At 72.2% G+C, this 26,367-nt stretch carries 21 protein-coding genes; 14 read left to right on the top strand and 7 right to left on the bottom strand.

The window, feature by feature from the left end:
• Window positions 1-225: 225 nt before the first annotated feature.
• Genes IT293_07190 through IT293_07175 form a run of 4 tightly spaced genes read right to left on the bottom strand, consistent with a single transcriptional unit; the run spans window position 226 to window position 4,629 of the window.
• Complete coding sequence (locus IT293_07190; protein ID MCC6764433.1) at window positions 226-1,878, bottom strand: glycosyltransferase family 39 protein; 1,653 nt, start codon at window positions 1,876-1,878, stop codon at window positions 226-228.
• Window positions 1,854-2,120 carry a hypothetical protein gene (locus IT293_07185; GenBank protein MCC6764432.1) on the bottom strand — a complete coding sequence of 89 codons (267 nt, stop codon included), beginning with the start codon at window positions 2,118-2,120 and terminating at the stop codon, window positions 1,854-1,856. Before IT293_07185 ends, IT293_07190 begins: the two co-directional genes overlap by 25 nt.
• Before the next feature lie 12 nt (window positions 2,121-2,132).
• Window positions 2,133-3,746, bottom strand: coding sequence for an FAD-binding oxidoreductase (locus tag IT293_07180; protein ID MCC6764431.1), 1,614 nt, complete (start codon window positions 3,744-3,746; stop codon window positions 2,133-2,135).
• Window positions 3,747-3,753: 7 nt separating this feature from the next.
• Window positions 3,754-4,629 (bottom strand): SDR family oxidoreductase, encoded by an 876-nt coding sequence (locus IT293_07175; GenBank protein MCC6764430.1) that lies wholly within the window; start codon window positions 4,627-4,629, stop codon window positions 3,754-3,756.
• A gap of 45 nt (window positions 4,630-4,674) precedes the next feature.
• Here IT293_07175 and IT293_07170 point away from each other — a divergent pair, with 45 nt between their 5' ends.
• On the top strand, window positions 4,675-5,469 hold the full coding sequence (locus IT293_07170; GenBank protein ID MCC6764429.1) for a glycosyltransferase family 2 protein: 795 nt from the start codon (window positions 4,675-4,677) through the stop codon (window positions 5,467-5,469).
• Complete coding sequence (locus IT293_07165; protein MCC6764428.1) at window positions 5,462-7,507, top strand: hypothetical protein; 2,046 nt, start codon at window positions 5,462-5,464, stop codon at window positions 7,505-7,507. Before IT293_07170 ends, IT293_07165 begins: the two co-directional genes overlap by 8 nt.
• Here IT293_07165 and IT293_07160 read toward each other — a convergent pair.
• Both IT293_07160 and IT293_07155 read right to left on the bottom strand, forming a co-directional pair.
• Window positions 7,459-8,118 carry a PKD domain-containing protein gene (locus IT293_07160; GenBank protein MCC6764427.1) on the bottom strand — a complete coding sequence of 220 codons (660 nt, stop codon included), beginning with the start codon at window positions 8,116-8,118 and terminating at the stop codon, window positions 7,459-7,461. The genes IT293_07165 and IT293_07160 overlap by 49 nt on opposite strands.
• A 28-nt stretch (window positions 8,119-8,146) precedes the next feature.
• Window positions 8,147-8,830, bottom strand: coding sequence for a hypothetical protein (locus tag IT293_07155; protein ID MCC6764426.1), 684 nt, complete (start codon window positions 8,828-8,830; stop codon window positions 8,147-8,149).
• A 611-nt stretch (window positions 8,831-9,441) separates the two neighbouring features.
• Here IT293_07155 and IT293_07150 point away from each other — a divergent pair.
• Genes IT293_07150 through IT293_07140 form a run of 3 tightly spaced genes read left to right on the top strand, consistent with a single transcriptional unit; the run spans window position 9,442 to window position 16,282 of the window.
• Window positions 9,442-11,292, top strand: a complete 1,851-nt coding sequence (locus IT293_07150) for a BamA/TamA family outer membrane protein (protein MCC6764425.1) — start codon at window positions 9,442-9,444, stop codon at window positions 11,290-11,292.
• Window positions 11,292-15,068 (top strand): translocation/assembly module TamB domain-containing protein, encoded by a 3,777-nt coding sequence (locus tag IT293_07145; protein ID MCC6764424.1) that lies wholly within the window; start codon window positions 11,292-11,294, stop codon window positions 15,066-15,068. The genes IT293_07150 and IT293_07145 overlap by 1 nt, the downstream gene beginning before the upstream one ends.
• A gap of 50 nt (window positions 15,069-15,118) precedes the next feature.
• Window positions 15,119-16,282 (top strand): hypothetical protein, encoded by a 1,164-nt coding sequence (locus IT293_07140; protein MCC6764423.1) that lies wholly within the window; start codon window positions 15,119-15,121, stop codon window positions 16,280-16,282.
• 31 nt (window positions 16,283-16,313) lie between these two features.
• Here the strand turns inward: IT293_07140 and IT293_07135 are convergent, their stop codons facing one another.
• Window positions 16,314-17,699, bottom strand: a complete 1,386-nt coding sequence (locus IT293_07135) for a class II fumarate hydratase (protein MCC6764422.1) — start codon at window positions 17,697-17,699, stop codon at window positions 16,314-16,316.
• 67 nt (window positions 17,700-17,766) lie between these two features.
• On the opposite strand from IT293_07135, the gene kdsB reads away from it, so the two are divergent.
• The 9 genes from kdsB (at window position 17,767) to raiA (ending at window position 26,359) form a co-directional block, all read left to right on the top strand.
• The gene (gene kdsB, locus IT293_07130; GenBank protein MCC6764421.1) at window positions 17,767-18,516 is read left to right on the top strand and encodes a 3-deoxy-manno-octulosonate cytidylyltransferase; all 750 of its coding nucleotides are present in this window, start codon (window positions 17,767-17,769) and stop codon (window positions 18,514-18,516) included.
• A complete protein-coding gene (locus IT293_07125; protein ID MCC6764420.1) occupies window positions 18,513-20,171 on the top strand; it encodes a CTP synthase in 1,659 nt (552 codons plus the stop codon). Before kdsB ends, IT293_07125 begins: the two co-directional genes overlap by 4 nt.
• A 28-nt stretch (window positions 20,172-20,199) precedes the next feature.
• Window positions 20,200-21,048 (top strand): 3-deoxy-8-phosphooctulonate synthase, encoded by an 849-nt coding sequence (gene kdsA / locus IT293_07120; protein MCC6764419.1) that lies wholly within the window; start codon window positions 20,200-20,202, stop codon window positions 21,046-21,048.
• A complete protein-coding gene (locus IT293_07115; protein ID MCC6764418.1) occupies window positions 21,045-22,061 on the top strand; it encodes a KpsF/GutQ family sugar-phosphate isomerase in 1,017 nt (338 codons plus the stop codon). Before kdsA ends, IT293_07115 begins: the two co-directional genes overlap by 4 nt.
• Window positions 22,062-22,213: 152 nt before the next feature.
• Window positions 22,214-22,777 (top strand): LPS export ABC transporter periplasmic protein LptC, encoded by a 564-nt coding sequence (lptC, locus tag IT293_07110; protein ID MCC6764417.1) that lies wholly within the window; start codon window positions 22,214-22,216, stop codon window positions 22,775-22,777.
• Window positions 22,761-23,489 carry a hypothetical protein gene (locus IT293_07105; GenBank protein MCC6764416.1) on the top strand — a complete coding sequence of 243 codons (729 nt, stop codon included), beginning with the start codon at window positions 22,761-22,763 and terminating at the stop codon, window positions 23,487-23,489. The genes lptC and IT293_07105 overlap by 17 nt, the downstream gene beginning before the upstream one ends.
• Window positions 23,486-24,214, top strand: a complete 729-nt coding sequence (gene lptB / locus IT293_07100) for an LPS export ABC transporter ATP-binding protein (GenBank protein ID MCC6764415.1) — start codon at window positions 23,486-23,488, stop codon at window positions 24,212-24,214. Before IT293_07105 ends, lptB begins: the two co-directional genes overlap by 4 nt.
• Before the next feature lie 3 nt (window positions 24,215-24,217).
• Window positions 24,218-25,714, top strand: coding sequence for an RNA polymerase factor sigma-54 (gene rpoN / locus IT293_07095; GenBank protein ID MCC6764414.1), 1,497 nt, complete (start codon window positions 24,218-24,220; stop codon window positions 25,712-25,714).
• A 48-nt stretch (window positions 25,715-25,762) separates the two neighbouring features.
• Window positions 25,763-26,359 carry a ribosome-associated translation inhibitor RaiA gene (gene raiA / locus IT293_07090; protein ID MCC6764413.1) on the top strand — a complete coding sequence of 199 codons (597 nt, stop codon included), beginning with the start codon at window positions 25,763-25,765 and terminating at the stop codon, window positions 26,357-26,359.
• The last annotated feature ends 8 nt before the right edge of the window (window positions 26,360-26,367 follow it).

Here is a 26,367-nt window from a genome sequence, read left to right as displayed (position 1 = left end):
TCAGCTGCACCTCTGGTAGCAGCGCCCTTCAGGGCGCTCACAGGGCCGCTCGTGAGCGGCCAACATTCCAGCCGCTTTGAGCGGCTCACTCTTCAAATTCCCCCGGCTTTGCCGGGGGATCATTAAGAGTCTGCGTCACAGGGCATCCGTGGCGCAGACTCCTAGTCGCGCGGCCGGCAGCGGCGCGTCGCGATTTCCGGCGCGGCTCTCGCCGCCGTTACGGCGTCACGAGGCCGCGCGTTCCAGTACGACGACGCGACCCGTGCCCGGAGGAAGCCAGCGCGTGTACGGCCGCGACTGGCGGACCACGTATCCCGGCAGCGGCCGGAAGCTCACGACGAAGCGGTCGTCGACGACCCACCACCAGCTCTTCCTCGTCGGCGGTTGGCCGCGCCGGGCCTCGGCGTCGGTCGGCCAGCGGTCCAGGGTCGCGGCGAGCGTCCAGCCGTTGAACTCCATGCCGCCGTCGATCTCGGTCGGCGCGACGCCGGCCGCGGCGAGCTCCGCGAGCCCCGCCCAGCGCGCGCGGTTCCACGCCAGGTAGTCGTGCGTGCCCGCGATCGCGTACCAGGCGAGGAGCGCCGCGAGCGCGAGGCCGGCCTTGCCGAGCTCGGCGCGGCCCGCGACGGCGAGCGCGGCGAGCGCGAACGGCAGCACGGCCAGGAGATAGCGGTCGAAGTAGTAGCGCGCGTGGAGGAGGCTCCCGAGGAAGAGGAGCGCGCTCGCCGCGGCGAGAAAGAACGCGGCCGGCTCGCGGCGCCGCCGCACGCCGTCGGCCCAGCCCACGGTCAGGATGCCGGCGGCGAGCGTCGCGACCAGCGTGAGCGCCACGCCGAGCGCCGGGCCGAGCTCGACCGGATGCCGCAGCGCCAGGAACTGCGTGTCCCGGAGCGACGACGCGCCGAGCCCGAGGTCGTACATGACGTTGGTGAGGTAGAACATCGCGGCGCCCGTGCGCAGGAAGAGCAGCACGGCGAGGATCGCGAGCAGGCTCGTCGCGGCGATCACGAGGCGGCGGTGGCGCGCCGCGAGGTCGCGTCGGAGCGCGAGCGCGAGCGGCGCCGCCAGGAGCGCCAGCGTCTCGAGCCCGCGGAACGCGGCGTTCACGACGCCGGCCGGGTGCATCCGGCTCGCCTCGCCGAGCTTCGTGCTCACGGCGAGCGGCGCGCCGTGGATCGCGAAGAGCCAGACGTGGAACCCGAGGGAGGCGGCGAGGGCGATCGCGCCGGCGGCGCACGCGTCCGCGACGCGCGCGCGCCACGGACGATCCGGCTCGACGAGGGCGGAGAGGCTCGCGGCGGCGGCGACGAAGATCCCGTGCTGGCGGATCAGGAGCGCCGCGGCCGCGGCGCACGATCCCGCCACGAGCCAGGCGCGCCGCCGGGTGGCGAAGCCGCGGACGTAGCAGTAGCCGGCCCACACGGCGGCGACCGTGAAGGGCACGTCGGTCATGAAGGTGAAGGCGAGATTCACGTACAGCGGATCGAGCGCGAAGAGCGCGGCGGCGAGGGCGCGCGGCGTGCCGCGGACCCCGGCCCACCCGAGCAGCGACCAGAAGCCGATCGCGCCGAGGGTCGCGAGCGCCAGCGTCGAGGCGCGGAGCACCTCGAACGAGAAGCCGAACGCGTGGCAGAGGGCCGCGCCGTACCATGTCTGGAGTACGAGGCTCGTGCCGGTCCACGGCATGAAGCGGAGCGCGCCTTCCTCGCAGAGCGCGCGCGCCGACCAGGCGTAGGACCAGTCGTCGCTCAGCGGAAAGTCGCCGCGGACCCCGACGAGCGCGGCGACGCCGGCCGCGCCGGCCACGATGGCCGCGATCGCGACCGCTTCCCCGCGCCCCGTCGCGCGCGCCGTCACCGCAGCGATCGGATCACCCACGCCATGAAGCCGAGGCCCGCGAGCACCCCGGGCACGACGACGAACGGCAGCCAGCGACGCCCGCCCGGCGACTGCCTCATCCACCCGCCGACGGCGACGCCGAGCGAGAAGTACGCGAGCGCGATCGCGACCACACCGGCGACGCCGGCGTTCGGGAACGACGGGCCGGGCGTCGGCCAGAGCCCCGGCGGGGGGACGGCGACCGCCGTGATCGGCGAGGGCGGAGGCGGGGCGCTCGGCATGCGGGTCGTTGCTTACACCGATCCCGAGGGGAAGATCACCCCCGGGGCCAGGATGCCGCGCGGATCGAGCGCGCGCTTCACCCGGCGCATCGCGGCCACCCCGGCGTCGCCGTAGAGCGCGGCGAGGAGCGCCTGCTTCACGGGGCTGCGGCCGACGCCGTGCTCGGAGAGGGGGCTGCCCCCGAGCGCGATCGCCGCATGGCCGATCGCGAGCTGCGCCTCGGCGGCGCGCGCGCCGTCGCCGGCGCGGCGCGGCAACACGTTCGGGTGCAGGTTGCCGTCCGAGAGGTGTCCCCAGATGGCGTGATCGAGGTCGCGGGCGGCGAGCTCGGCGCGCGCCCGCTCGACGAGCTCCGCCAGGCGCTCGGCGGGGACGATGACGTCGCCGCCGGACTTCGCGAGCGCCGGGTCGATCGCGCGCTGGGCCGCGCCGACGAGGCGGTTCACGGCCTGCGGCACGGCCTCACGGAGGGCGAAGAGGCGTGCCCTGCCGGCGTCGTCGCCGGGAAGGGCGGGCACGGCGTCGGCGAGGACGCCGTGACGCTCGAGCAGGCGGCAGAGGCGGCCGAGCATGGTGTCGCTCGCCGGGTCGCGGGCGCGGGCGAGGTGGGTCGCGGCGGTCGCGGCGTCGACGTCCGGCGGCAGCGCGACCTGCAGGAGCACCGCCGCGGCGGCGTCCGCCGGCAGCGGCGACGCGAAGCGGGCGGTGGCGCCGTCGGCGCGCACGAGGGCGAGCGAGCGCGCGTCCAGCCACTCGACGGCCGCGACGTCGACGTCGACGGGGGCGGCGGCCGTCGGCGCGGCCGCCCGCCGCAGGTCGTCGGCGAGCGCGAGCGCTACCGCCTCGCTCCGGCACGGCGCCAGCGCGACGAACCATGCGGGCACCTCGTTCAGCACCGCGAGCGTCGCGGAGGTGACGACGCCGAGCGTGCCCTCGGCGCCGACGAAGAGGTCGACGAGGTCCATCCCGGGCGCCGCGTAGTAGCCGGCGGCGAGCTTGCGGACCGGGGGCATGCGATAGGCTGGGACGTCGACGCGGCGCGTGGCGCCGTCGACGCCGACGATCTCGAAGTGGCCCGTCGGGCTCGCCGCGACCTCGCCGCGGGCGATCTCGAGGACGCCGCCGTCCGCGAGGACGACCGTCAGCGCCCGCACCCAGGCTCGCGTCGCGCCGTACTTGCAGGTCGCGGCGCCGGCGGCGTTGGTGGCGATGCTGCCGCCGATGGTGGCGCCGTCGTAGGTCGGCATCGGCGGGTACCATTGGCCGCGCGCCGCGAGCGTCCGCGCGAGGTCGGCGAGCACGACGCCGGGCGCGACGGTGACGCTTCCTGGGGCGGCCGGCCCGATCGCGGTCAGGCGAGCGGTCGAGAGCAATCGCTCGCCGCGCGGCGTCGCGCCCCCGGTGAGCGACGACTGCGCGCCGACGGCCAGCACGGGCGCGCCCGCTGCGAGGAGCGCCGCGACGGCCGCTTCGCTCCCGGGGAAGGACACGGCCGGTGTGTGGCCCCCCGGCACGCGGGCGGCGTCGGTCAGGTAGGAGGCGACGCGCTCGGGATCGCTCGTGGTGACGACGTCCGCGGCGTCCCCCCGCGCCGGCCGGCAGCGCGCGACCCACGACGGCGCCATCGGCTCCTCACGACGCGGCAGCGGCTTCGAGGCGGCGGCGCATGAGGCCGAGGCCCTCGCGGGCACCGACGAGGCGCGTCGCGCGCAGGAGCAACTGCGTGGAGCGATTGTCGACCCCCGCGCGCAGCGGCCGGGCCGCGGGCTGGCGTAGCTCGGGCGTCGTCACCGGCACGAGGAACGCGTCGTCGAGGCCCAGCACCTCGGCCGCGAGGCGCGCGAAGTCGATGCGGGTCAGATAGTCGGGGCCGACCGGATGCACGATGCCGCGGTGACCGGACGCGGCGAGCTCGCGTACGGCGGCGGCCAGGTTCGGGGCGTAGGTCGGGGTTCCCCATTGGTCGCTTGGCACCCGCATCGGCTGCTTCGCGGCGCCGAGGCGCGCGAGCGCCATCACGAAGTTCTTGCCTTCCGGCTGGTAGCCGTAGACGCCGCACACCCGGACGATCAGGTGGTCGGCGACCGTCGCGCGCACGAGCTCCTCGGCGGCGAGCTTGTGGCGGCCGTAGGCGTTGATCGGGTGCGGCGCGGCGTCGACCTCGTAGGGGCCGGCGGCGCCGTCGAACACGTAGTCGCTCGAGAAGTAGACCATGCGGGCGCCGACCCGCGCCGCCGCCCGCGCCACGTTGCCCGTGCCGCGGACGTTCACCCGCTCCGACTCCGCCGCCTCGGTCTCGCAGCGGTCGACGGCGGGCTCGGCGGCCGGCAGCAGGATCAGCTCCGGCCGGAGCCGGTCGACGAGGGCATCGACCCCCGCCGCGTCCGTGATGTCGAGCGGCACGAGTCCGGGTACGGCGTTCCGGAAATGGGTGCCCGCCGCCTCGGGAAGCTCGGCGCGGAGCGCGCCGCCGACGAGCCCGGAGGCGCCGACGATCAGCGTCCGCACCGGCGAGACCTCACGGGAACTTCGTGGTATCGAGGCCGGCGTCCCATGCTCTTCGGCAAGCGCATCGTCGTGGTGTTGCCGGCGTATAACGCCGAGCTCACCCTCCGGCAAACCCATGCCGAGATCCCGCGCGCCTACATCGACGACGTCCTCCTCGTCGACGACGGGAGCTCCGACCGCACCGTCGAGGTCGCGCGCTCACTCGGCATCCCGACGATCGTGCACGCGAAGAACCTCGGGTACGGGGGCAATCAGAAGACCTGCTATCGCGCCGCGCTCGAGTGCGGCGCGGACGTGGTGGTGATGCTGCACCCCGATTACCAGTACACCCCGAAGCTGCTGGTCGCGATGGCGTCGCTCGTCGCGGTCGGCCAGTACGACGTCGTGCTCGGCTCGCGCGTGCTGTCGGACGGGGCGCTCGTTGGGGGCATGCCGAGGTACAAGTACGTGGCCAACCGCGTTCTGACGTTCTTCCAGAACGTCCTCCTCGGGAAGAAGCTCTCCGAGTATCACACCGGCTATCGCGCCTTCTCGCGCCGGGTGCTCGAGACGCTCCCGCTCCTCGAGAACTCCGACGACTTCGTGTTCGACAACCAGATGCTGGCCCAGATCGCCTACTTCGGCTTCAGCATCGGCGAGGTGTCGTGTCCGGCCAAGTACTTCGCCGAGGCGTCGTCGATCGACTTCCGCCGCAGCACGATCTACGGCATCGGGGTCCTGCGCACGTCGCTGCAGTTCCGTCTCGCGAAGTGCGGCATGGGGCGCGCGCGCATCTTCGCTCCCGACGGGGCGCGGTTGGCGCCGCGCATGCCCGCTCCTTCGACGGCGGCGCGTGACTGATCCCGCCGTCGTCGTCCGCGCGGCGACCCTGCTGGTGCCGTTGGCGCTCTCGGGTTGGACGGTGGCGCGGCTCGGACCGGCCCCGGTGGACCTCTTCGCGATCGTCTGGTGGGGCCTCGCGGCGACCTCGGTCGTCGCGGTCGTGCTGGCGCGGGAGGGCGCGTTCTCCCTCGGCGCGATCGCCGCGGCGCTCGGCGGCGTCGCGCTCGTCGCGTCGGCCGTCGGGCTGCTCCGCGGGCGCGCGGCGACGGAGGCGCCCCGGGCGGCGGTGCGGCGCCTGCGGCTCACCGCCTGCGCGGCGGGGCTCGCGGCGTGCGCCTGGCCGTGGCCGCCGTTCGAGACGTTCATGGCGGCGTCCGACTCCACGATGTACGTGGACGCCGGCGTGCATCTCGCGCGCACCGGCGCGTACGAGGTGACCGACGGCGTCGGGCCCGGGCTTCCCGCCGATCTCCGCCGCTCGCTCTTCATGAGCGTCGGATTCCTCGACCGGGGACCCTACGTCCGGCTCCCCGGCGGACTCCTGAAGGAGCGTCGCGACGCGCCGACCGCCCTGCCGGCGTTCTTCCCGCTGCTGTCGAGCTGGACGGGCATCCTCTCGGCGATCGGCGGCGCGTCGTGGGCGCCGATCGCCGCGCCGCTGACGATCGGCCTGGCGACCTGGGCGCTCGCGCTCCTCGCCGGCGAGATGCTCGGGGCCGCCGCCGTCCTCCCGACGGCGCTCGTGTTCCTCGGCAACTTCGCCGTCTGGTGGTTCGGGCGCTTCGCGATGTCGGAGCCGCTCACGATCGCGTTCGTCTGGGGCGGGCTCGTGTTCCTCGGCCGCGGCGCGCCGTTCGCCGCCGGCGTGATGCTCGGCCTCGGCGGCGTCGCGCGCGCCGAGACGCTGCTCTTCGCGATCGGCGCGCTCGCCTGGTGGGCGCTCTGGAGCCCGGTCTCGCGGCGCGAGCTCGCCGCCGTCGTGGCGGGTGCCCTCGGCACGGGCGGGATCGCGGCCGTCGGCCTGGTGGGCTCGCCGAACCATCACGTCGCGTATCTCTGGAACGACCTGGCGCTGGCGCGTGCCCGCTTCACGCTCGCGCTGCTACCCGCGCTCGGCGATGGGCGGATCCTCTGCCTCCTCGTGCTCGCGCCCATCCTGCCCCTCTCGGTCGCGATCGCCGCGGCCTGGCGGGGATGGGCTCCAGGACGCACGACGCTGCGATTCTTCGTTGCGTGTGCGACGGTCGCGATGGTCGCGCTCTATCTCCGGATCGGCGGCCGCATGGACACGGTCCGCCATCTCGGGTGGCTCGCGAGCTCGCTCTCGCCCCTCGGCTTCGCGCTCGCCGTCGTCGGCCTCGGGGTCGGCTGGCGGAGGGGCGGCCGGGCGGGGCGGCTCGCCGTGATCCTCGTCGTGTTGGTTGCCCTCGTCTTCGTTCCGAGCCCGCGCGTGGCGGACTACCAGCCATGGTCGATGCGGCGCTACTTGCCGATCGTGCTTCCGGGCGCCGCGCTGTTCGCGGGGATCGTGATCGGCGCGCTGTGGGACTCGCGGCGCTCGGCGGCGCGCGTCGCGGCCGTCGTGCTGGCTACCGTGACGTTCGCGTGGCAGGCGCGCCCGATCGTCGCCAAGCGGCAGGCGCCGTACTTCGCCGGCAATCTCGCCGCCGTCGGGATGATCGCCGAGCGCCTCCCGGAGGATGCGGTCGTCGTCATCGACGGCGGCTTCGCCGAGCTGCAACCGCAGGTCGCGCTCTGGCTCGTGTACGGGCGCGAGACCGTCATGGCGACCGGCGGCGGACCGGCGTGGCGCGCGCTCCTCGCGCATCTCGCGAAGGGCGCCCGGCCCGCGTACTGGATCCAGAGCCGCTACGCGCCCGCACCGCGCGCACCCGGCCTCGCGTTCACATCGGTCGCGGCGGACGTGGATCTCGCGATCTACCTGCCCGATTCACCGGCGGACACGCCGCCGACCGCGGTGATCCGGAAGCTCGTGCCGCTCGGAATCTACGGTGTGACGGCCGGGGCGGGCGATGCCGGAACCCAGTCGGGGTAGCGCTTCTTCAGCTCCTCGATCGTCTTCTCGTCCTGCTGCATCCGGTACGCGTAGTCGACCGGGTGGTGTACGAGCAGCCCGAGCTGCATGAACGCCGTCGCGCCGCTGGCGTCCTTGGCCCGAACGGTGACCTCGATGTTGCCGAGCTTCTCGAAGCGGTGCTTGATCATCTCGCCGCTGCCCGGCGGGGAGCCGTCGCCGAAGTCCCAGGTGAAGCTGAAAGGCGGCGTTCCGTTGAGGGCTTTGGCCTTGAACGTGACGATGTTCCCGCGCGGCATGTAGAAAGCCGTTGCGGCCGCGTCGATCTCGAACTCCGTGTCGCTCGCCTCTTCGTCGAAGTTCCACTCGAAGTCGGCGGTGTCGGAGAAGTCGTTCAGGTCGGTCGCGGCGGCGGAATCCGCCGCGGCCTCCGCTCCCGCTGCGGTGGCGGAGGGCGCCGGGGCGCCGGCCGTGGCCGCAGCGACGGCGGCGGGGACGGCGGTCGCGATCGCGACCGGCCGGGGAGTCTCGCTCGGCGAGCAAGCCAGCGCGACGAGAGAAAGACAACAGAGAAGGGCCCACGAAACGAAGCCACCCGCCCGTGGACGGGGCGGGTGGCTCGTATGGGGCAACCGAAAAGAAGCGATCAAACGCAGCGAATTACGGGAGGTACGTACCGAGGTTCGCGAACGGGTTGCCGTTCGGATCCTTGACCAGGACCGCGACGACTTCGATCGTGGTGCAGGCCGGAAGCGCCGGCTGGCTCAAGGCGTTCAGGATCACCGTGGCGGAGGTCTTCTTCGAGATCTTGCCCCCGGCCGCCGAGACGCCGAAGGAGGTCGGGAAGTCGATGACCGTCATCGGGCCGAGCGCGCTCTCGGCGCGGTCGATGAGGGTCGCGCGAGCCACCGTCGCGACGGTGCCGTTCCCCGTGGCGTCGCCGGTGTTGTCCGTGATGTTCGACATCTTCAGCTGGATGTTGAGATCGCTGGCGGTCGGATCGGTGTTGAGCGGGCCCACGACCTTGTTCTTACCAGCCTTGAAGGTGATGTCGCCCTTGCCCTTCGGTCCGAAGACCCAGCCGAGCGCGGGGGAGCCGGCGTTCTGGTGGTAGGTCTCGGCCGGATAGCAGGTCGGGACCGTGCCGGTCTCGGTGGTGGCGTTCGGGACGTTGCCGCCCGGGTTGTTGCAGGACACGAATGCCTGCACCAGGCTCGCCTTGATCTGCTTGGCGCTCGCCGGGTGCGGGTAGGAGACCGCACACGGCGTGCTGGCGGCGCTGGCGATGCTCGCCAGACCGAGCCCCAGTGCGGCGGCGCCTGCTGCGAGAAAGTGCTTCTTCATGGTGGTTACCCTCCTTCGTCGGGTTGGTTGGGGATGGCGGAGCGTTCCGCGAGTCGGTGAGGTCCACGACACACCAGGAAACTCGCGAATGCCCTTGGCCATCATGGTGATTCCTAGCTGCTACCTAACGTTGTTTTTTCTCACTGAAGGTGGTGATCCTGTTCGGCAAGCGAACGGCACTCGAGTACTTCATTCCAGGTCGCGGTATCGACATATAGGAGCCCCGTCTCGGCCTTGTCAAGAAGAATATTCGTCCCGAACGTCGATGAACTTCTGGATTTTCATGCACTTGTGCGAGATCATGGCAGTCTCGCATGCGGGATGCGTGGCGGCGTCCGTGGCGGGTCGTGCACCCGTACGACGGCGCCGTGGCCGCCCGCGGTCGGTTCGACGCATCATTCCTCCGGCCCGAACAGCAAGTTGCGGGCCGCGGCGCTTCAGGTGAAGCATACGGATTTTCAGTAGGTTGCCGTATGCCGGCTGCCGTCCGGCGCTTGCGAGTGTCAGCGTGCCGTCTATTTGTAGTCCGGAGTGGCAGCTTTTCGGCGCTCCGCACGTCACAGGACATGGTTTGCTCGCGCCGAGACCGCCTCGATAGCATCGGCGCTCCGATGTGTCGGCTGGGGATGCGGTGGACGGCGCTCGCTCTCGGGCTCCTGCTCCGGACGGACGTGGCCGCCGCGCCGCTGGACGCCCTCGCCCCCGATGCGGTGTACGTGCTCGCCGGCGTTCGCATCGAGGGAACCGAGACGATCTCGGCGCGCACGATCCGCTCGGTGATGCGGACGCGCCTGCCGCCGTGGTACCAGCCCTGGAAGCGCTGGCTGGAGCCGACGATCTTCGACGCGCGCCTCCTGCGGAGCGATCTCGAGCGGATCGGGACGTGGCTGCGCGAGTCGGGCCGCTACGAGGCCGTGGTGGACCATGATCTGGTGGTGAGCGGCGAGCGCGTGACGGTCGTCGTCGTCGTGCACGAAGGGCCGGTGGTCGCGGTGAAGAGCGTTGCCGTCGAGGCCGTCGATTTCGCGCCGAGCGAGACGGAGAACGACGCCCTCCGTGCCGAGGTTCCGCTCGCGGTCGGCGCGCCCTTCACCCAGGCGGGCTACGACGCCGGGCGCGATCGGATCGAACTCCGGCTCGAGCGGCGCGGCTTCGCGTACGCGCGGGTCGAGAAATCGGCGCGCGTCGACACCGCAACCCACGACGCGGAGGTCCGCTATCGCGTGACACGCGAGAACGCCGCCGTCTTCGGCATCACCTACGTCGAGGGGACGAATCAGGTCGCGATGCGTCTGGTACGGCGCGAGATCGCGTACCGGCAGGGCGAGCCGTACGATCCCGGCAAGCTCGACGAGACGCAGGCCAGGATCTTCGGTCTGCGCCTGTTCCGTTCGGTGGTCGTCGGTCCCCGCAACCTCGACGAGCGGAGCGGGACCGTCGACGTCGCGGTCCGCGTGGTCGAGGGACCGCCGCGCGAGATCGTCGCCGGCATCGGTTACGGGATCGAGGACGGCGTCCGCGGCCAGTTGCGCTGGCAGCACCACGACTTCTTCGGCGGCGGCCGACAGCTCGGGTTCCGCCTCAAGGGTTCCCGGATCGAGCAGGCGATCGAAGGCGAGTTCCGCCAACCGTACTTCCTCCATCCGCGGCAGACCTTCATCGCGCCGCTCACGCAGCTCCGCGACGACGAGCCGGGCTTCACGGTGGCGCGCGTCCGTTTCGCGCCGCGGGTGGAGCGCAAGCTCACTCCGCGCCTGACCGTTTCCGCGGGGTACAACGTCGAGTACGACGATCTCAGCAACGTGCCGGGCGCCACCGTGGCGCGCCTCGACGGCGGCCGCGACGACTACGTCGGGCGCGGCATCGTCTCGAGCCTGACCGGCGTGGTCGAGCGCAACACGACCGTCGACCTCCTCGATCCGCGCGAGGGCAGCGTCGTGAACCTCGCCGTCGAACAGGCGGGCGGGCCATGGCAGGGCGCGTACAGCTTCTTCACGGCCGTCGCCGACGCCAAGAAGTACGTGCCGCTGCCGGGCAAGCGCACGCTCGCCGGCCGGGTGCGCATCGGGACCGGCGACGGGTTCGGCCAGAGCCGCGACCTCCCGATGTTCCGCCGCTTCTACGCCGGCGGCATCAACAGCACGCGCGGCTACGATCGGCACATGCTGGGACCCTTGAACGACGACGAGGACCCGGTCGGCGGGCGGAGCCTGCTCGAGGCGAGCCTCGAGCTGCGCACGCCGATCTACGGGCCGCTCGGCGGCGCGATCTTCTTCGACGCGGGGGAGGTCCGACGCCGACCCGCGAGCTGGACGCTCGGCGACCTCGAGTTCGGGGCCGGCGTCGGCGTGCGCTACCACACCCTCGTCGGTCCGCTGCGCGTCGACGTCGGCGTGCCGCTCGATCCTCCGAAAGGCGAGCCGCATTGGCAGATCCACTTCAGCATCGGACAGGCGTTCTGATGACGCCGCGCGTGCGCCGGTGGGCGCGTCGCGGTCTGGTCCTGGGCGGCCTCGCCGCCGCCGCGGTCGCCGGGCTCGCCGTCGTGTCGCAGACCGCCGCCTTTCGCGATTGGCTCCGCCGCGAGGTGGTCGCGCGGGTGAACGCCGAGCTGAACGGGCGCCTCGTGATCGGGGCGCTCGACGGCAATCTCTTCGGGACGCTCGTCGCTCGCGACGTCCGGCTGGTGCAGGACGGCGAGCGCGTGCTCGCGGTGCGGCGGCTCGTCGCGACCTACGATCTCCCGCTCCTGGCGCGCGGCGGCGGTGTGCGCGTCACGTCGCTCGTCGCGGACGGCGTCGCGCTCCGGCTGGCCGCCGACGAGCGCGGCTGGAACGTCGAGCGCCTCGCGAAGGCGGCTGGCGAGGAGCCGCGGCCGACGCTCGTCGTCGATCTGCGTTCGCTGCGCGTGACGAACGGCGCCGTGCGGATCGTGCATTCCGGCCGCGGGTGGCGCCTGCGCGGCGTCACGGTGGAGGGCGCCGCCCGCTTCGCGCCCGGGGCGGCGCGGGTGGCGATCGACGCGCTCGCGTTTCGCGAGCAAGGGAGCGGGGTGCGTTTCGAGGAGGTCGTGGGCCGGGTCGCGGCCGAGCACGGCGAATGGAGGATCGAGGACGCCCGGGCGCGAACCGCCGCCTCGTCGGTCGCGCTCACGGGCCGCTTCGGCGCCGCCGTGGACGGCGTGCTCCGCGTCGAGCGCCTCGCGGCGGCGGACGCGCGCGCGCTCCTTCGCGCCGGGCTGCCGCGCAGCGACTGGCTGCCGCCGAGCGACTGGCGCGGCGAGCTACGGGCGCACGGGCCGCGCGCCGCCGTCGCCGTTACGGGCGCGCTCGCGGCCGAGGCCGCGGGGGACGCGGGACCGCGCGCGGTCGGCCGGCTCGGCATCGAGGGGACGCTCGATCTCGCGGCCGCGGCGCCGACCGGCTCCCTGCGGGCGGCGCTCGAGCACGTCGACCTCGCCGCGATCGCGGGCGCGAGGTTCCCGCCCACCGATCTCGCCGGCAGCGTCACCCTCGCGGTGCGGGCGGAGGCTCGGCGCGTCTACGATGTCGGTCTCGACCTCGGCGCGTCGCGCGTGGGGACGACCGCGCTCGCGTCCACGCGCGGGACGCTGCGGGTGGCCGACGACGGCCTGCGCTTCGATGTCGCGGCGACGAACGACGCGGGAAGCGTCCGCGCGTCCGGCGACGTCGCGCTCGGCGCCGGTGCCGAACGGTACGCGGTCGACGTCGTCGCGACCGAGCTCGACCTCGGCGCGCTGCTCGCGCGCCCCGCGCTCGCCGGGCGGCTGAACGCCACGGCGCGCGTCGCCGGCGTCGGCTTCGAGCCCGCGACGACGCGCTTCGACGCGAGCGTGGCGATCGCGCCGAGCCGCGTCGGCGGGGTCACGATCGCGCGCGGCGACGCCGCCGTGCGAGCCGATGCCGGGCGCCTCACGGTCGATCGCCTGGACGTCGCGACCAACGTCGGGACGGTCGCGGCCGCGGGCGATGCGAGGCTCGGCGGCGCACCCGGCGGCGCGACGGGCGGGGTCCGCGCCGAGGCGCGCGTGACCGATCTGGCGCCGCTCGCGGCGCTCCTCGGTCGTTTCGGCTTCAGCGGCGCGGGGAGCGTGCGGGCGACGCTGCGCGGGAGCCCCGCGGCCTTCGACGCGGAGGTCGTGGTCGCCGCCCGGCAGCTCGCCGGCGCAGGCTGGCGGACCGCCACCCTCGACGCGAGCCTCGTCGGGCGCGGACTCGGGGGCGCCGCCGCGGACGTGGCCCTGCACGGGACCGCCCGCGAGGCCGCCCTCGGCGAGCGGCGGCTCACGGAGATCGGCGTCGACGCCGGCGCGCGCGGCGCGCTCACCGCGCTCCGGGGCGACGTGGCGGTGCGCGCCCGCGAGCCCGACGGCGCGTTCCACGAGCTGCGCGCCGACGTGGCACGCCGCGGAGACACCACGCGCGCGACCGTCGGAACCGTGCGCTTCACGCATCGCGGGACCGTGTGGACGGCGCTCGGTACGCCCGTCCTCGAGCTCCGCGGCGCGCGGCTCTCGATCGGCGACCTCGCGCTGCGCGCGGGCGACGGCAGCGTCCGCGTCACCGGGGTGCTCGCCGCCGGGGGCAGCGACCTCGAGGTCGTCGTCGACGGCCTCGATCTGGAGGCGCTCGCCGGGCTCGTGCCCGCCGAGGCGCGCGGGCGTCTGGCCGGCCGCGTCCGCCTCGGCGGCGGCTTCGCCGCGCCCCGGATCGACGCCGACGTCGACATCGCCGCGCCGACGCTCGGTGGCACGCGCTACGACGAGCTGCGTGCGCGGGTCGCGGTCGCCGCGGGGCGCGGCGAGCTGCACGGTCGGCTCGCGCGCGCGGCGCAGACGCTGGTCGTCGACGCCGGCGCTCCGCTCGTGCTCGCGCTGGCGCCGTTCCGGTTCGCGCTCGGCGATCCCGAGGCCCGCGTGCGCGCCGACGGGATCGACCTCGCGTTCGTCGGGGCGCTCTGGCCGGATCTCGTGAGCAAGGTCGGCGGCACGCTCGACGGCGACGTGCGCGTCGCCGGCCCGGTCGCGGCCCCGGAGGCGCACGGGACGATCGGGCTCACGGGCGGCCGCGCGCACGTCGTGCCGCTCGGGGTGACCTACGACGCGATCGACGCGGCCGTGCGCCTCGACGGGCGGGTCGCGTCGATCGATCGGCTGACGATCGCGAGCGGGAAGGGCCGCGTCGCCGGCGGCGGCACCGCGCGTCTCGGCGCCGGCGGCGCCACCATGGATGCGCGCTTCGAAGCGAAGCGGTTCCCGTTGTTCACCAACGAATACGGCCGCGGCGCCGCGAGCGGCTGGCTCTGGCTGTCGGGCACGACGGCGGCGCCGGTCGTCGAGGGATCGCTCGAGACCGACGGCCTCGTCCTCCAGATTCCCGAGGCGCTGGCGGGATCGGCGCGTCCGCTCGATCCGACGATCGTGATCGTCGGTCCGGGCGCGCCGCCGCCGCCGCCCGCCGTGCCGAGCGCGCCGCCTCCCCCGTCGGTGCCGACGATCTTCGAGCGCGCCGCGGTGACCGTGCAGCTCGCGGTGCCGCGCGATGCCTGGGTGCGCCGCTCCGACGCCAACGTCGAGCTCCAGGGATGGATCACCGCGTGGAAGAAGCCCGGCGAGGAGCTGCACCTCGCCGGAGACGTGCGCGGCGTGCGGGGCTGGTATGCGTTCCAGGGGAAGAAGTTCACGCTCGAGGAGGGGAGCGTGCGTTTCAGCGGCCAGGGGTTCGATCCCGCGCTGGACATCACGGCGACGCACCGGACCGGCGAGTATCTGGTGCGTCTCGAGGTCGGCGGCACGGTCACCCGGCCGACCCTCGCGCTCGCGAGCGAGCCCGAGCTCGATCAGGCCGATGTGCTCGCGGTGCTCCTCTTCGGCGCGCCCGCGGATCGGCTGAGCCGCTCGCAGTCCGTGGGGCTCCGCGAGCAGGCGCTCGGCATCGCGGGCGGCTACGTGGCGTCGGAGCTCCGGGAGTCGGTCGCGAACGCGCTCGGCGTCGACGATCTGCAGTTCGATGCGGGCACGAGCGGGCTGCAGGACGCGCGGGTATCGGTCGGGAAGTACGTGGCCGACGACATCTTCGTGAGCCTCGCGCATCGGTTCGGGCAGAGCGTCGAGGAGCTGCGGATCGAGTACGTCATCCGTCCCGGGTGGAGCCTCGAGACATCGACGGACACGGTCGGACGAAGCGGCGTCGATCTGCTGTGGAAACGCCGCTACTGATGCGCCGGACGCTCGACACCCGACCCGATACCGGTCATAAGGCCCGGACGATGGCGACCAAGACACCCGCCAAGAAGGCGACCGCGCGCGGGAAGAAGACCGTGGCGCGAAAGACCGCGGCGCCGCGCGCCCGCAGGGCTCCCGCCGCAAAGACCGCGAAGGCGACGAAACCCGCACCGACCGCCGGCGATGCCGTGCGCGGACCGCGGCGCGCCGTCTTCATCGACGTCGAGAACACGAGCAGCGAGCACGAGCTCGCGCGCGTGCTCGACGAGCTCGAGATCGATCTCGCGGCGGGCAACACGGAAGTCACCGCGATCGGCAACTGGCGGGTGGTCGGCCAGCAGCTCGGGCGCTCGCTCGCGCAGCGCGGGGCGCATCTCGTGCACAGCGCGCCGGCGACCCGGGTCTCGGACTGGAGCGATCTCTGGATCGCCGTCCAGGCGGGCATCTGGCTCGGGCGCTCGCGCCCCGGCGACGCGATCGACATCGTGTCGCACGATCGCGCGTTCGACGCGGTCGGCGACGCCGCCGCGCGGCTCGGGGTGGCGTTCAACCGCATCACGTACCGCAGCGCGACGCCGAGCGCCGCCGCGGCCGAGCGGGCCGGCGAGGGAACCGGCGAGCGCCGTCGTCGCCGCCGGCGGCGTGGGGGCAGCGGGCGCGGAACAGGCCCGGCGTCGGCGTCGGCGCCGTCCACGGCGCGGCCGGCGAGCGCGCCGCCCCGGGCGGCCGCGCCCGCGGGGGACGAGCCGCACGCCGCTTCGCAGGAGCAGTTGCAGCACGTGATCGCGCGTCTCGCGGCCGCCGATCCAGCGCACACGGTGACCCTCGACGCGCTCACGGTCGCGTTGAAGGCGGCCGGGTTCCAACGGCCGCCGGGCTCGCCGCGACTCGTCACGCGCTTGCGTCGCATGAAGGACATCGCGGTGCTCCCGAACGGCCGGGTGCAAATGGTCGGCGGCGCGGCGTCCGCGAGCGTGGCGCCGCCCGGGTCGAAGGCGGAGCCGGAGGCCGCGGTGGACGAGCTCGAGGCCGTGGCCGATGAAGCGGAGGAATCCGCGCTCGACGAGGACGCTTCGGCGCCGACGAACGGCGAGAACGGGACCGCCGAGGGACCGGCGCGGCGCCGGCCGCGGCGGCGCGGCGGGCGGCGCCGCGGGGGCCGCGGCCGCACGGGCGGCGCCGCGACGCCGGCGCCCGCGACCGAGTAGCGGGCACCGCGGCGCGGGACGTTTCGCGCGACTACTCGGGGATGCCCGGCTTCGTCATGCGGAGCGGGTCGAGGAGGCGCGCGAGCTGATCCTCCGGCAGCACCCGCCGCGCCCGCGCGACCTCCCGGACGGTGCGGCCGGTGGCGTAGGACTCCTTCGCGATCGCCGCGGCCGCGTCGTATCCGATCACGGGCGCGAGCGCGGTGCACATCGCGAGGCTCCGCTCGATCGCGGCCGTGGCGCGCTCGCGCTCGGCGCGAATGCCGACCACGCAGCGCTCGGTGAACGCGCGCGCGGCGGCCGCGAAGATGCGCAGGCTCTCGAGCTGCTGGTGCGCCATGACCGGCATCATCACGTTGAGCTCGAAGTTGCCGGCCTGTCCGCCGAGCGTGACGGTGAGGTCGGCGCCGATCACGAACGCGGCCGCCTGGAGGAGCGCCTCCGCCATCACCGGGTTCACCTTGCCGGGCATGATCGAGGAGCCCGGCTGCGTCGCCGGGAGGGTGATCTCGCCGATGCCGCAGCGCGGGCCCGACGCGAGCCAGCGCACGTCGTTGGCGATCTTGGTGAGCGCGACGGCCGCCGTCTTGAGCGTGCCGGAGAGCTGCACGACCGCGTCCTTCGCGCTCTGCGCCTCGAAGTGGTTCGCCGCTTCGCGGAAGGGCAGGCCGGTGCGCTCCGCGAGGCGCGCGATCACGCGGCCGGCGAACTCGGGGTGCGCGTTCAGACCGGTGCCGACGGCCGTGCCGCCGAGGGCGAGCTCCTCGAGCCCGCGGCCGGCGGCGTCGAGCCGCGCGATCGCGAGCTCGACCTGCCGCGCGTGGCCGCCGAGCTCCTGGCCGAGGCGAACGGGGGTCGCGTCCTGCAGATGCGTGCGCCCGATCTTCACCACCCCGTCGAGCTCGCGCGCCTTCGCGGCGAACGCCGCGGCGAGGGCGCGGAGCGCCGGCAGCAGGTCGGACGCGAGCGCCTCGGCGGCGGCGACGTGCATCGCGGTCGGGATCACGTCGTTCGACGACTGGCCCATGTTGACGTGGTCGTTGGGATGCACGGCCACGCCGTTCGCCTTGGCGCGGTTCGCAATCACCTCGTTGACGTTCATGTTGGTGGAGGTGCCCGAGCCGGTTTGGAACACGTCGACGACGAAGTGCGCGTCGTGCGCGCCGGCCGCCACCTCGTCCGCGGCGGCTCGGATCGCGTCGGCGACCTCGGGAGCCAGGAGGCCGAGCGACCCGTTGACCTCCGCCGCGGCCGACTTCACGAGGCCGAGCGCGCGGACGAAGCCGCGCGGGAAGCGCCAGCCGCTGATCGGGAAGTTCTCGATCGCCCGCTGCGTCGACGCGCCCCAGAGCGCGTCGCGCGGCACCTGCACCTCGCCCATCGAGTCGCGTTCGATCCGCGTCGCGTCGTCGCCCATGTCGTGTGCTCCCGTTGGCGATCGTTTTGACACGGCGGGCGGACGATTCATATAAGCTCGGTCCGTGATCGCGCCCCGATCAGCACGTGTCGTCGCGATCATCCCGGCGCGCTACGCGTCGACGCGTCTCCCCGGCAAGCCGCTCGCGCCGATCGCCGGCAGGCCGATGATCCAGCACGTGTACGAGCGTGCGGCGCGCGCCGCGGGCGTCGCGCGCACGCTCGTCGCGACTGACGACGAGCGCATCGCCGCCGCCGTGCGCGCGTTCGGCGGCGACCTCGTGATGACCGGGACGCACGCGACCGGCACCGATCGGCTCGCCGAGGTCGCCCGCGGCCTCGACGCCGAGATCCTGGTGAACGTCCAGGGAGACCTGCCGCTCATCGATCCGGCGGCGCTGTCGGCGTGCGTCGCGGCGTGCGCCGACGATCCCGACGTCGAGATGGCCTCGCTCATGACGCCGATCCGCGACGAGGCGGAGCATCGCAATCCGAACGTCGTGAAAGTCGCGGCCAGGGCGGACGGATGCGCCCTCTACTTCTCGCGCAGTCCGCTCCCGTACTGGCGGGGCGCGCGGCCCCACGAGGCGCCGCTCGGGCGGCGCCACATCGGGCTCTACGCCTATCGCCGCGCGGCGCTGCTCACGCTCGCGGCGGCGCCGCGCTCGCCGCTCGAATGCGCCGAGGAGCTCGAACAACTGCGCGCGCTCGAGCGCGGCATGCGCATCCGGATGATCGAAGTTGACAGCGCGCCACCCGAGGTGGATACACCGGAAGACCTCGAACGGGTGCGGCGCTTGGTGGAGGGTCAGCGGTGAGCGCGAAGAAAGCCAAGACCAAGTTCATCTTCGTCACCGGCGGCGTCGTGTCCTCGCTCGGCAAGGGTCTCGCGTCGGCGTCGCTCGGCGCGCTCCTCGAAAGCCGCGGCCTCAAGGTCACGATGCTGAAGATGGATCCGTACATCAACGTGGATCCCGGCACGATGAACCCGTTCCAGCACGGCGAGACGTTCGTGACCGACGACGGCGCCGAGGCCGACCTCGATCTCGGGCACTACGAGCGGTACGTCTCGACCCCGATGACGCAGAAGAACAACATCACCACCGGTCGCGTGTACCAGAGCGTCATCGAGAAGGAGCGGCGCGGCGACTATCTCGGCGGCACGGTGCAGGTGATCCCGCACATCACCGACGAGATCAAAGCCCGGATCGCCGCCGCCGCCGAGGGCTTCGACGTGCTGATCGGCGAGGTCGGCGGCACCGTCGGCGACATCGAGAGCCTGCCGTTCCTCGAAGCGGTGCGGCAGTTCCGCGCCGACTACGGCCGCGAGAACGTCATCTACGTGCACCTCACGCTCGTGCCGTACATCTCGAGCGCGCACGAGCTGAAGACCAAGCCGACGCAGCACAGCGTGAAGGAGCTGACCGGCCTCGGCATCCAGCCCGACGTGCTGCTCTGTCGCACGGATCGCGCGCTCGACCAGAAGCTGAAGGCGAAGATCGCGCTCTTCTGCAACGTCGAGGACAACGCCGTGATCACGGCGCGCGACGTCGAGTGCATCTACGAGCTGCCGCTGGTCTTCCACGACGAGGGCTTCGACGACCGCATCGCCGAGCGCTTGAACATGTGGACGGGCGCCCCCAAGCTCGCGCGCTGGAAGAAGATCGTCTCCATCGCGAAGAGCCCGAAGGAGCGCGTGCGGATCGCGGTGGTCGGCAAGTACGTCGACGTCGTCGACTCCTACAAGAGCTTGAACGAGGCGCTCGCGCACGGCGGGCTCGCGAACGAGTGCGCCGTCGACCTCGACTACGTCGACTCCGAGGTGTTCGAACAGAAGGGCCTCGGCCTCTTGCGGGACGCCGACGGCATCCTCGTGCCGGCGGGCTTCGGCCAGCGCGGGACGGAGGGCAAGATCACCGCCGTCCGCTACGCGCGCGAGCAGCACGTGCCGTTCTTCGGCATCTGCTTCGGCATGCAGATGGCCGTGATCGAGTTCGCGCGGCACGTCTGCGGATTGGGCCGCGCCAACTCGGCGGAGGTCGATCCCGACACGCCGCATCCCGTGATCGATCTGATGACGATGCAGAAGAGCGTCGACCGGAAGGGCGGCACGATGCGTCTCGGCGCGTACGCCTGCGTGCTCGCCGACGGGTCGCTCGCGGCGAAGGTGTACGGGAAGAAGAAGATCTCGGAGCGTCATCGCCACCGCTACGAGTTCAACAATGCCTACCGCGACACGATCGAGGCGCACGGCATGCGCCTCTCGGGGCTTTCGCCGGACGGGTCGCTCGTCGAGGTCGTCGAGATCCCCGACCATCCGTGGTTCATCGGGTGCCAGTTCCATCCCGAGTTCAAGTCGAAGCCGCTCGACTGTCATCCGCTCTTCCGCGGGTTCGTTCGCGCCGCGCTCATGCGCCGGACCGCGGCGCGCGACACGCTGCCGCTCGGCAACCTGCGCGCGGCGCGCCGCTGACCCGTCGTCGCGGAGGAGGAACGGCGTCGTGAGCGAACGCACGGTCGCGGTCGGGTCCGTCGTCTTCGGCAACGCGCGGCCGTTCGCGCTGATCGCGGGCCCCTGCGTCATCGAGAGCCGCGACTCCGCGCTGTGGCACGCGGAGCGCATCCGCGACGTCGCGCGCGCGGCCGGCGTGCCGTACGTCTTCAAGGCGTCCTTCGACAAGGCGAATCGGACGTCGGGCGCGGGGTTCCGCGGGCCGGGCATGGACGAGGGCCTCGCCATTCTCGCGGAGGTGCGTCGCGATATCGGCGTGCCGGTCCTGACCGACGTGCACGAAGCGTCGCAGGTGCCGGCGGTCGCCGCGGTGGTCGACGTCATGCAGACGCCCGCGTTTCTCTGCCGGCAGACGGATTTCCTCGTGGCGGTCGCGGCGGCCGGGAAGCCGGTCAACGTCAAGAAGGGGCAGTTCCTCTCGCCGCCGGAGATGGAGCACGTCATCGCGAAGACGGGCGCCGGCGGCAATCAGCGGATCCTCGTCACCGAGCGTGGCGCGAGCTTCGGCTACAACAACCTCGTGGCCGACATGCGCTCGCTCGCGATCATGGCGCGCTTCGGCTACCCCGTGATCTTCGACGCCACCCACAGCGTGCAGCTTCCCGGCGGCGCCGGCGCCGCCTCGGGCGGGCAGCGCGAGTTCGTGCCGACACTGGCGCGCGCGGCGGTCGCGGTCGGGGTCGCGGGCGTGTTCATGGAGGTGCACGAAGATCCCGATCGCGCCAGGAGCGACGGACCGAACTCGCTGCGTCTGGACGACCTGCGGCCCGTGCTCACGACCCTCGTCGCGATCGACCGGATCGTGAAGGGGACGCCCGGCGCTGGAGCGCCGCGATGAAGCGGGCCGCCCGGACGCGTTCGGCCGGGCGTGCGGCGCGGAGCGCGCCGGCGCCGGCGAGCATCGAGCACGGCCGGCGCGTGCTCGCCGTCGAGGCCGAGGCGCTGTCGGCGCTCGCGGCGCGCCTCGACGCGCGGTTCGACGCCGCCGTCCGGTTGATCGCCGAGCGCGGCGGCAAGGTCGTCGTGACCGGGATGGGCAAGTCGGGGCACGTCGGCCGGAAGGTCGCGTCCACGCTCGCGAGCACCGGAACCCCGGCCTTCTTCCTCCACGCCGCGGAGGCGCTGCACGGCGATCTCGGGATGCTGGGACGACAGGATCTCGTGCTGGCCGTGTCGAACAGCGGCGAGACGTCCGAGATCCTGAAGCTCGTGCCGCACATGAAGCGCCTCGGGGTGCCGCTGATCGCGCTGGTCGGCCGCGTCGAGTCGACCCTCGGGCGGACGGCGGACATCGTCCTCGACGCGAGCGTCGGCGAGGAGGCGTGCCCGCTCGGTCTCGCGCCGACGGCGAGCACCACCGCCGCGCTCGCCATGGGGGATGCGCTCGCGGTGGCGCTCCTCGAGCACCGCGGCTTCCGGCCGGAGGATTTCGCGGCCCTGCATCCGGCCGGCACGCTCGGCCGCCGGCTCCTGCGCGTGTCGGACCTGATGCACGTCGGCGACGCGGTGCCGCGCGTGACCGTCGACAGTCGCATGGCGGAGGCGCTCGTCGAGATGACGGCCAAGCGTCTCGGGGTGGCGGCCGTGGTCGAGGACGACGGCCGGCTGGTGGGCGTCGTGACCGACGGCGACCTGCGGCGGGCGCTCGGGGCGGGCGAGGCGTTGATGACGCGGTCCGTAGGCGACGTCATGGGCCGCCGTCCGAAGACCGTCGCCGCCGACGCGCTGGCCGCGCTCGCCGTCGCCACCATGGAGCGACACGCGATCACGGTGCTCTTCATCGTCGACGCCCACGATCGCTTGACGGGCGTGATCCACCTCCACGATCTGCTGCGCGCCGGCGTGGTCTGACCCGTCGGGTCGGGCGTCGAGGCCGCGCGCCGCGAGCCTACAACCAAATCAAGTCTTTACTATCCCGCCGCGCATGGTATTTTTCTTGCATGCATCAAGGGTCGGCCTCGACTTTCAGCCGGCGGCGGGTACGCAGCCTGCTCGCGGTCCTCATGGTCGTCGCCGTCGGAGCCGTGGTCGTGCAGCTCGCCCGGAGCCAGTGGGCGCAGCACCTGCGCAGCCTCCGGACGCGTGAGCTGGATTTCCTCCCCCAGGTCTCGCAGCGCATCCAGAACTTCCGCCGGGTCAAGATGGAAGGGGAACGGAAGGTCTGGGAGATCGCGGCCCGCGAGGCCCAGTACTTCGAGGAGGACAAGCAGATCGTCGTCGACGACCCGGAGGTGAGCTTCTTCGTGAAGGACGATCAGGGGGTGGTGTCGGTAAAGGGGAAGCAGGGGAAGATCCTGCTCGACGGGCGCGAGATGGATCGGGTCGACCTCGAGGGGGGGATCGAGCTGCGCTTTCGCGACTACCTGGTCCAGACGGATCGGGCCGTCTATCAGCGCGCCGACGATTCCGTGGTGTCCCCCGGGACGGTTCGGGTGACCGGCGACGGTCTCTCGCTCAGCGGCGACCGCATGACGCTCGAGATGGGAACGCAGCGCGCGCGGTTCGAAGGCAACGTGCGCACCGTTCTCGAGCGGACGCCCGAGGAGACGGATGCGAATCGGTCGTGACGTGACGGCGGGCGCCGTCGCCTTCCTCGTGGCGATTGCCGGACCTGCGGCGGCCGAGGACGCGAAGCCGGCGGCCGCGGTCGCCAACCCGACCGGAGGCCTGTTCCAGAGCCTCTCGCTCGGCTCCGGCAAGGGGCCCGTGCGCATCGACTCCGACGTCCTCGAGCTCGACTACAAGGGCAGCAGCATCATGTATCGCGGCCACGTGCAGGTGACGCAGGGCGACGTCACGCTCAACAGCGACACGCTCTCGATCAGCTACGATCCGCGGGCGGTCAAACGGACGACCGAGCAGGAGCCGAAGACCCCCAAGGCCGCCGGATCCGGATCCGGGGCCGGAACCGACGCCGATCGGATCAAGGAGATCATCGCCGAGGGCAACGTGCGGATCCGGCAGGGGACGAAGCTCGCCGAAGGCCGGCGCGCGGTCTTCGACCAGGCCAAGCAGACCTTCACGTTGAGCGACGGCGCCGTCCTGCACGATGGTCCGAACCAGGTCGCCGGCGAGCGGGTCATCGTCTACCTCGAGGAGGAGCGCAGCGTCGTGGAGAGCGGCACGAATACCCGCGTGAAGGCCATCCTCTACCCCGGGAAGGAAGACGCCGCCGGGGACAAGGCGACGGCGCTGCCGATTCAAGCGGTCGCGACGCCTCCCCGAGTGGCGGGGACGCCCCCGCGCGCCGCCGCCACCCCCGCGCCGGCCCGGCCATGACCGAGTCCCTCCTCACCGCCGAGCGTCTCGACAAGTCCTTCGGGGGGCGCCGCGTCCTGCGCGACGTGTCGGTCCGCATCTCCGCCGGCGAGGTCGTCGGGCTCCTCGGTCCGAACGGCGCCGGTAAGACGACGACCTTCTACGTGATCGTCGGCCTCGTCCGCCCCGACGCCGGACGCGTCGTGCTGAACGGCGTGGACGTGACCGATCTCCCGATGTTCCAGCGTGCCCGCGCCGGGATCAGCTACCTGCCGCAGGAAGCGTCGGTGTTCCGCAAGCTCACGGTCGAGGAAAACGTGCTCGCGATACTGGAGACGTTGCCGATTTCTGCCGAGGAACGCCAGGGACGGCTATGGCGCCTTCTGGAGGAGCTCAGCATCGCGCATCTCGCAAAGACGAAGGCACACGCTTTGTCTGGTGGCGAACGTCGGCGCCTCGAGATCACGCGGGCGCTCGTCATCTCGCCCGCGTTCATGCTGCTCGACGAGCCGTTCGCGGGCATCGATCCGATCGCCGTGATCGACATCCAGAACATCATCCGACAGCTCAAGGAGCGGGGCATAGGCGTGCTGATCACTGACCACAACGTGCGCGAGACGCTCGGCATCTGCGATCGCGCCTACATCCTGAACGAAGGCTCGATCCTCGAGGAAGGGATCCCGTCGCACATCGCCCAGAGCCGCCAAGCGCGGGAAATCTATCTGGGCGAGCGCTTCAGTCTCTGAGCCATGGCCCTCGAAACCAAGCTCTATCAGAAGCTGACGCAGCAGCTGGTGATGACGCCCCAGCTGCGGATGGCGATCAAGATCCTCCAGGTCGGACGCATGGAGCTCGAGGCGCTCATCGTCGACGAGATGTCGCAGAACCCCGTCCTCGAGGAGATCGCGGAGACGACCGAAGAGCCGCAGAAGGTCGAGACGGCGTTCGAGACGGCCGAGGTGCCGACGGTCGACGGAACCGTCGCCACCACGGGCGCGGAAGAGTGGAAGCCGACGGAGGACGCGGCGCCCGAGGTGACGGCCGCGAACGCGCTCGGCGAGATCGACTGGAAGGACTACCTCGACAACTACGGCAACGACTTCCACAACGCGCCGTCCGGGTCGTCCAACGACCACGACGAGGACAAGCGTCCGGCGCTCGAGAACACGTTGGTGCGGACGAGCTCCCTCGTCGACCATCTGATGTGGCAGCTCCGGCTCTCCGACCTGAGCGAGCAGGAGCAGACCATCATCGGCGTCATCGTCACCAATCTCGACGGCGACGGGTACCTCCGGTTGCCGATCGAGGAAGTGGCGTTCATGGCCGGCGCGGACCTCGAGGAGACCGAGCGGCTCCTCAAGATCCTGCAGGGATTCGATCCCCCCGGGGTCGCGGCCCGCAGCCTTTCGGAATGTCTCCTCTTGCAGCTCGCGCAGCTCGGACAGGGCAATTCGCTCGCGGCGGCGCTGGTGCGCGACCACCTGCCCGCGCTCGAGGGCAAGCGCTTCGACAAGCTCGCGCGCGAGCTCAAGGTCACCACGAACGACATCGCCGAGGCGCAGAAGGTGATCGCGACGCTCGAGCCCAAGCCGGGACGCGACTACGGCGACGGCGACGTGCGCTACGTGACGCCCGACGTCTACATCCAGAAGGTGGGCGACGAGCTCGTGGTCACGCTGAACGACGAGGGCTTGCCGCGTCTGCGCGTGAGCCAGTTCTATCGGCGCGTGCTCGGCCAGGGGGACTCGACCGAGGCCAAGGGTTACATCCAGGACAAGATGCGGGCGGCCGCCTGGCTCATCAAGAGCATCCACCAACGCCAGCGCACGCTGTACATGGTGACGCAGTCGATCATCAAGTTTCAGCGCGAGTTCTTCGAGCACGGGGTGTCGCATCTGAGGCCGCTCGTATTGAAGGACGTCGCGAACGACATCGGCATGCACGAGTCGACCGTGAGCCGCGCGACGGCCAACAAGTACGCCCACACGCCGCAAGGCATCCACGAGCTCAAGTACTTCTTCACCTCGAGTCTGCGCGGGGCCGACGGCGAGGACGTGTCGGCCGAGAGCGTGCGCAAGAAGATCAAGGAGATCATCGGCGGCGAGGACCCGTCGAGCCCCTTCAGCGACCAATCGATCGCCGAGAAGCTCGCGAAGGACAACATCGACATTGCGCGGCGGACGGTGGCGAAGTATCGGGAGCTGATGGGAATCCTGCCGTCGTCCAAGCGCCGTCAGTTCGTCTGACGGCGGGGCGGGGCCGCGCCTCCGTCGGTGGAGGCTTCGGGAGGGAGCATGCGAATCAACGTCACCTTCAGGCACATGGAGGCGACCGACGCGCTCCGCGAGCATGCCGAGAAGCGCGTGCGGCGGGTCGCGAAGTACGTGCATCGGCCGATCGACGCCCACGTGATTCTCTCCGTGGTGAAGCGGCGGCACATCGCCGAGGTCATCCTGAAGGCCGATCGGACCACCATGACGGCGAAGGAGGAGACCGGCGATCTCTACTCGGCCATCGACCTCGCCGGCGACAAGCTCGAGCACCGCGCCCGCAAGCACACCGAGAAGATCTCGGATCACAAGCGCCCGCCGCGCTCGCGCCGCGCGCAGATCGCCGTGCGCGACGTGCCGCCGGCGTCCCCGGTCCGCGATGTCCCGGGCCTGCGCATGCACGTGCTGCGCGCCGACAGCTTCGGACGCCGCAAGGGTCCGGAAGTCGCACACACCAGGCGGCTGCCCGTGAAGCCGATGTCGGTCGAAGAGGCCGTCATGCAGATGGACCTCATGAGCAACGAGTTCCTGGTGTTCCGGAACGCCGCGACCGAGCGGCTCTCGGTCGTGTACAGGCGCAAGGACGGGGACTACGGCCTCATCGAGCCAGAAGCCGATTGACTTTTTGC

The sequence above is a fragment of the Deltaproteobacteria bacterium genome, assembly GCA_020848745.1.
Taxonomy (GTDB): domain Bacteria; phylum Desulfobacterota; class Binatia; order UTPRO1; family UTPRO1; genus UTPRO1.
Note: the sequence above shows the minus strand (reverse complement) of the source record. Positions and strands in the feature narration are given on the sequence as shown.

Bases quoted from the DNA above. Each gene is read 5' to 3' on its own strand.
- IT293_07185 (MCC6764432.1), bottom strand. From the start codon at position 2,120: ATGCCGAGCGCCCCGCCTCCGCCCTCGCCGATCACGGCGGTCGCCGTC.
- lptB (MCC6764415.1), top strand. From the start codon at position 23,486: ATGACCGAGTCCCTCCTCACCGCCGAGCGTCTCGACAAGTCCTTCGGG.
- lptC (MCC6764417.1), top strand. From the start codon at position 22,214: ATGGTCGTCGCCGTCGGAGCCGTGGTCGTGCAGCTCGCCCGGAGCCAG.
- IT293_07150 (MCC6764425.1), top strand. From the start codon at position 9,442: ATGTGTCGGCTGGGGATGCGGTGGACGGCGCTCGCTCTCGGGCTCCTG.
- IT293_07155 (MCC6764426.1), bottom strand. From the start codon at position 8,830: ATGAAGAAGCACTTTCTCGCAGCAGGCGCCGCCGCACTGGGGCTCGGT.
- IT293_07135 (MCC6764422.1), bottom strand. From the start codon at position 17,699: ATGGGCGACGACGCGACGCGGATCGAACGCGACTCGATGGGCGAGGTG.
- IT293_07115 (MCC6764418.1), top strand. From the start codon at position 21,045: ATGAAGCGGGCCGCCCGGACGCGTTCGGCCGGGCGTGCGGCGCGGAGC.
- IT293_07140 (MCC6764423.1), top strand. From the start codon at position 15,119: ATGGCGACCAAGACACCCGCCAAGAAGGCGACCGCGCGCGGGAAGAAG.
- IT293_07170 (MCC6764429.1), top strand. From the start codon at position 4,675: ATGCTCTTCGGCAAGCGCATCGTCGTGGTGTTGCCGGCGTATAACGCC.
- rpoN (MCC6764414.1), top strand. From the start codon at position 24,218: ATGGCCCTCGAAACCAAGCTCTATCAGAAGCTGACGCAGCAGCTGGTG.
- IT293_07180 (MCC6764431.1), bottom strand. From the start codon at position 3,746: ATGGCGCCGTCGTGGGTCGCGCGCTGCCGGCCGGCGCGGGGGGACGCC.
- IT293_07105 (MCC6764416.1), top strand. From the start codon at position 22,761: ATGCGAATCGGTCGTGACGTGACGGCGGGCGCCGTCGCCTTCCTCGTG.
- IT293_07145 (MCC6764424.1), top strand. From the start codon at position 11,292: ATGACGCCGCGCGTGCGCCGGTGGGCGCGTCGCGGTCTGGTCCTGGGC.
- raiA (MCC6764413.1), top strand. From the start codon at position 25,763: ATGCGAATCAACGTCACCTTCAGGCACATGGAGGCGACCGACGCGCTC.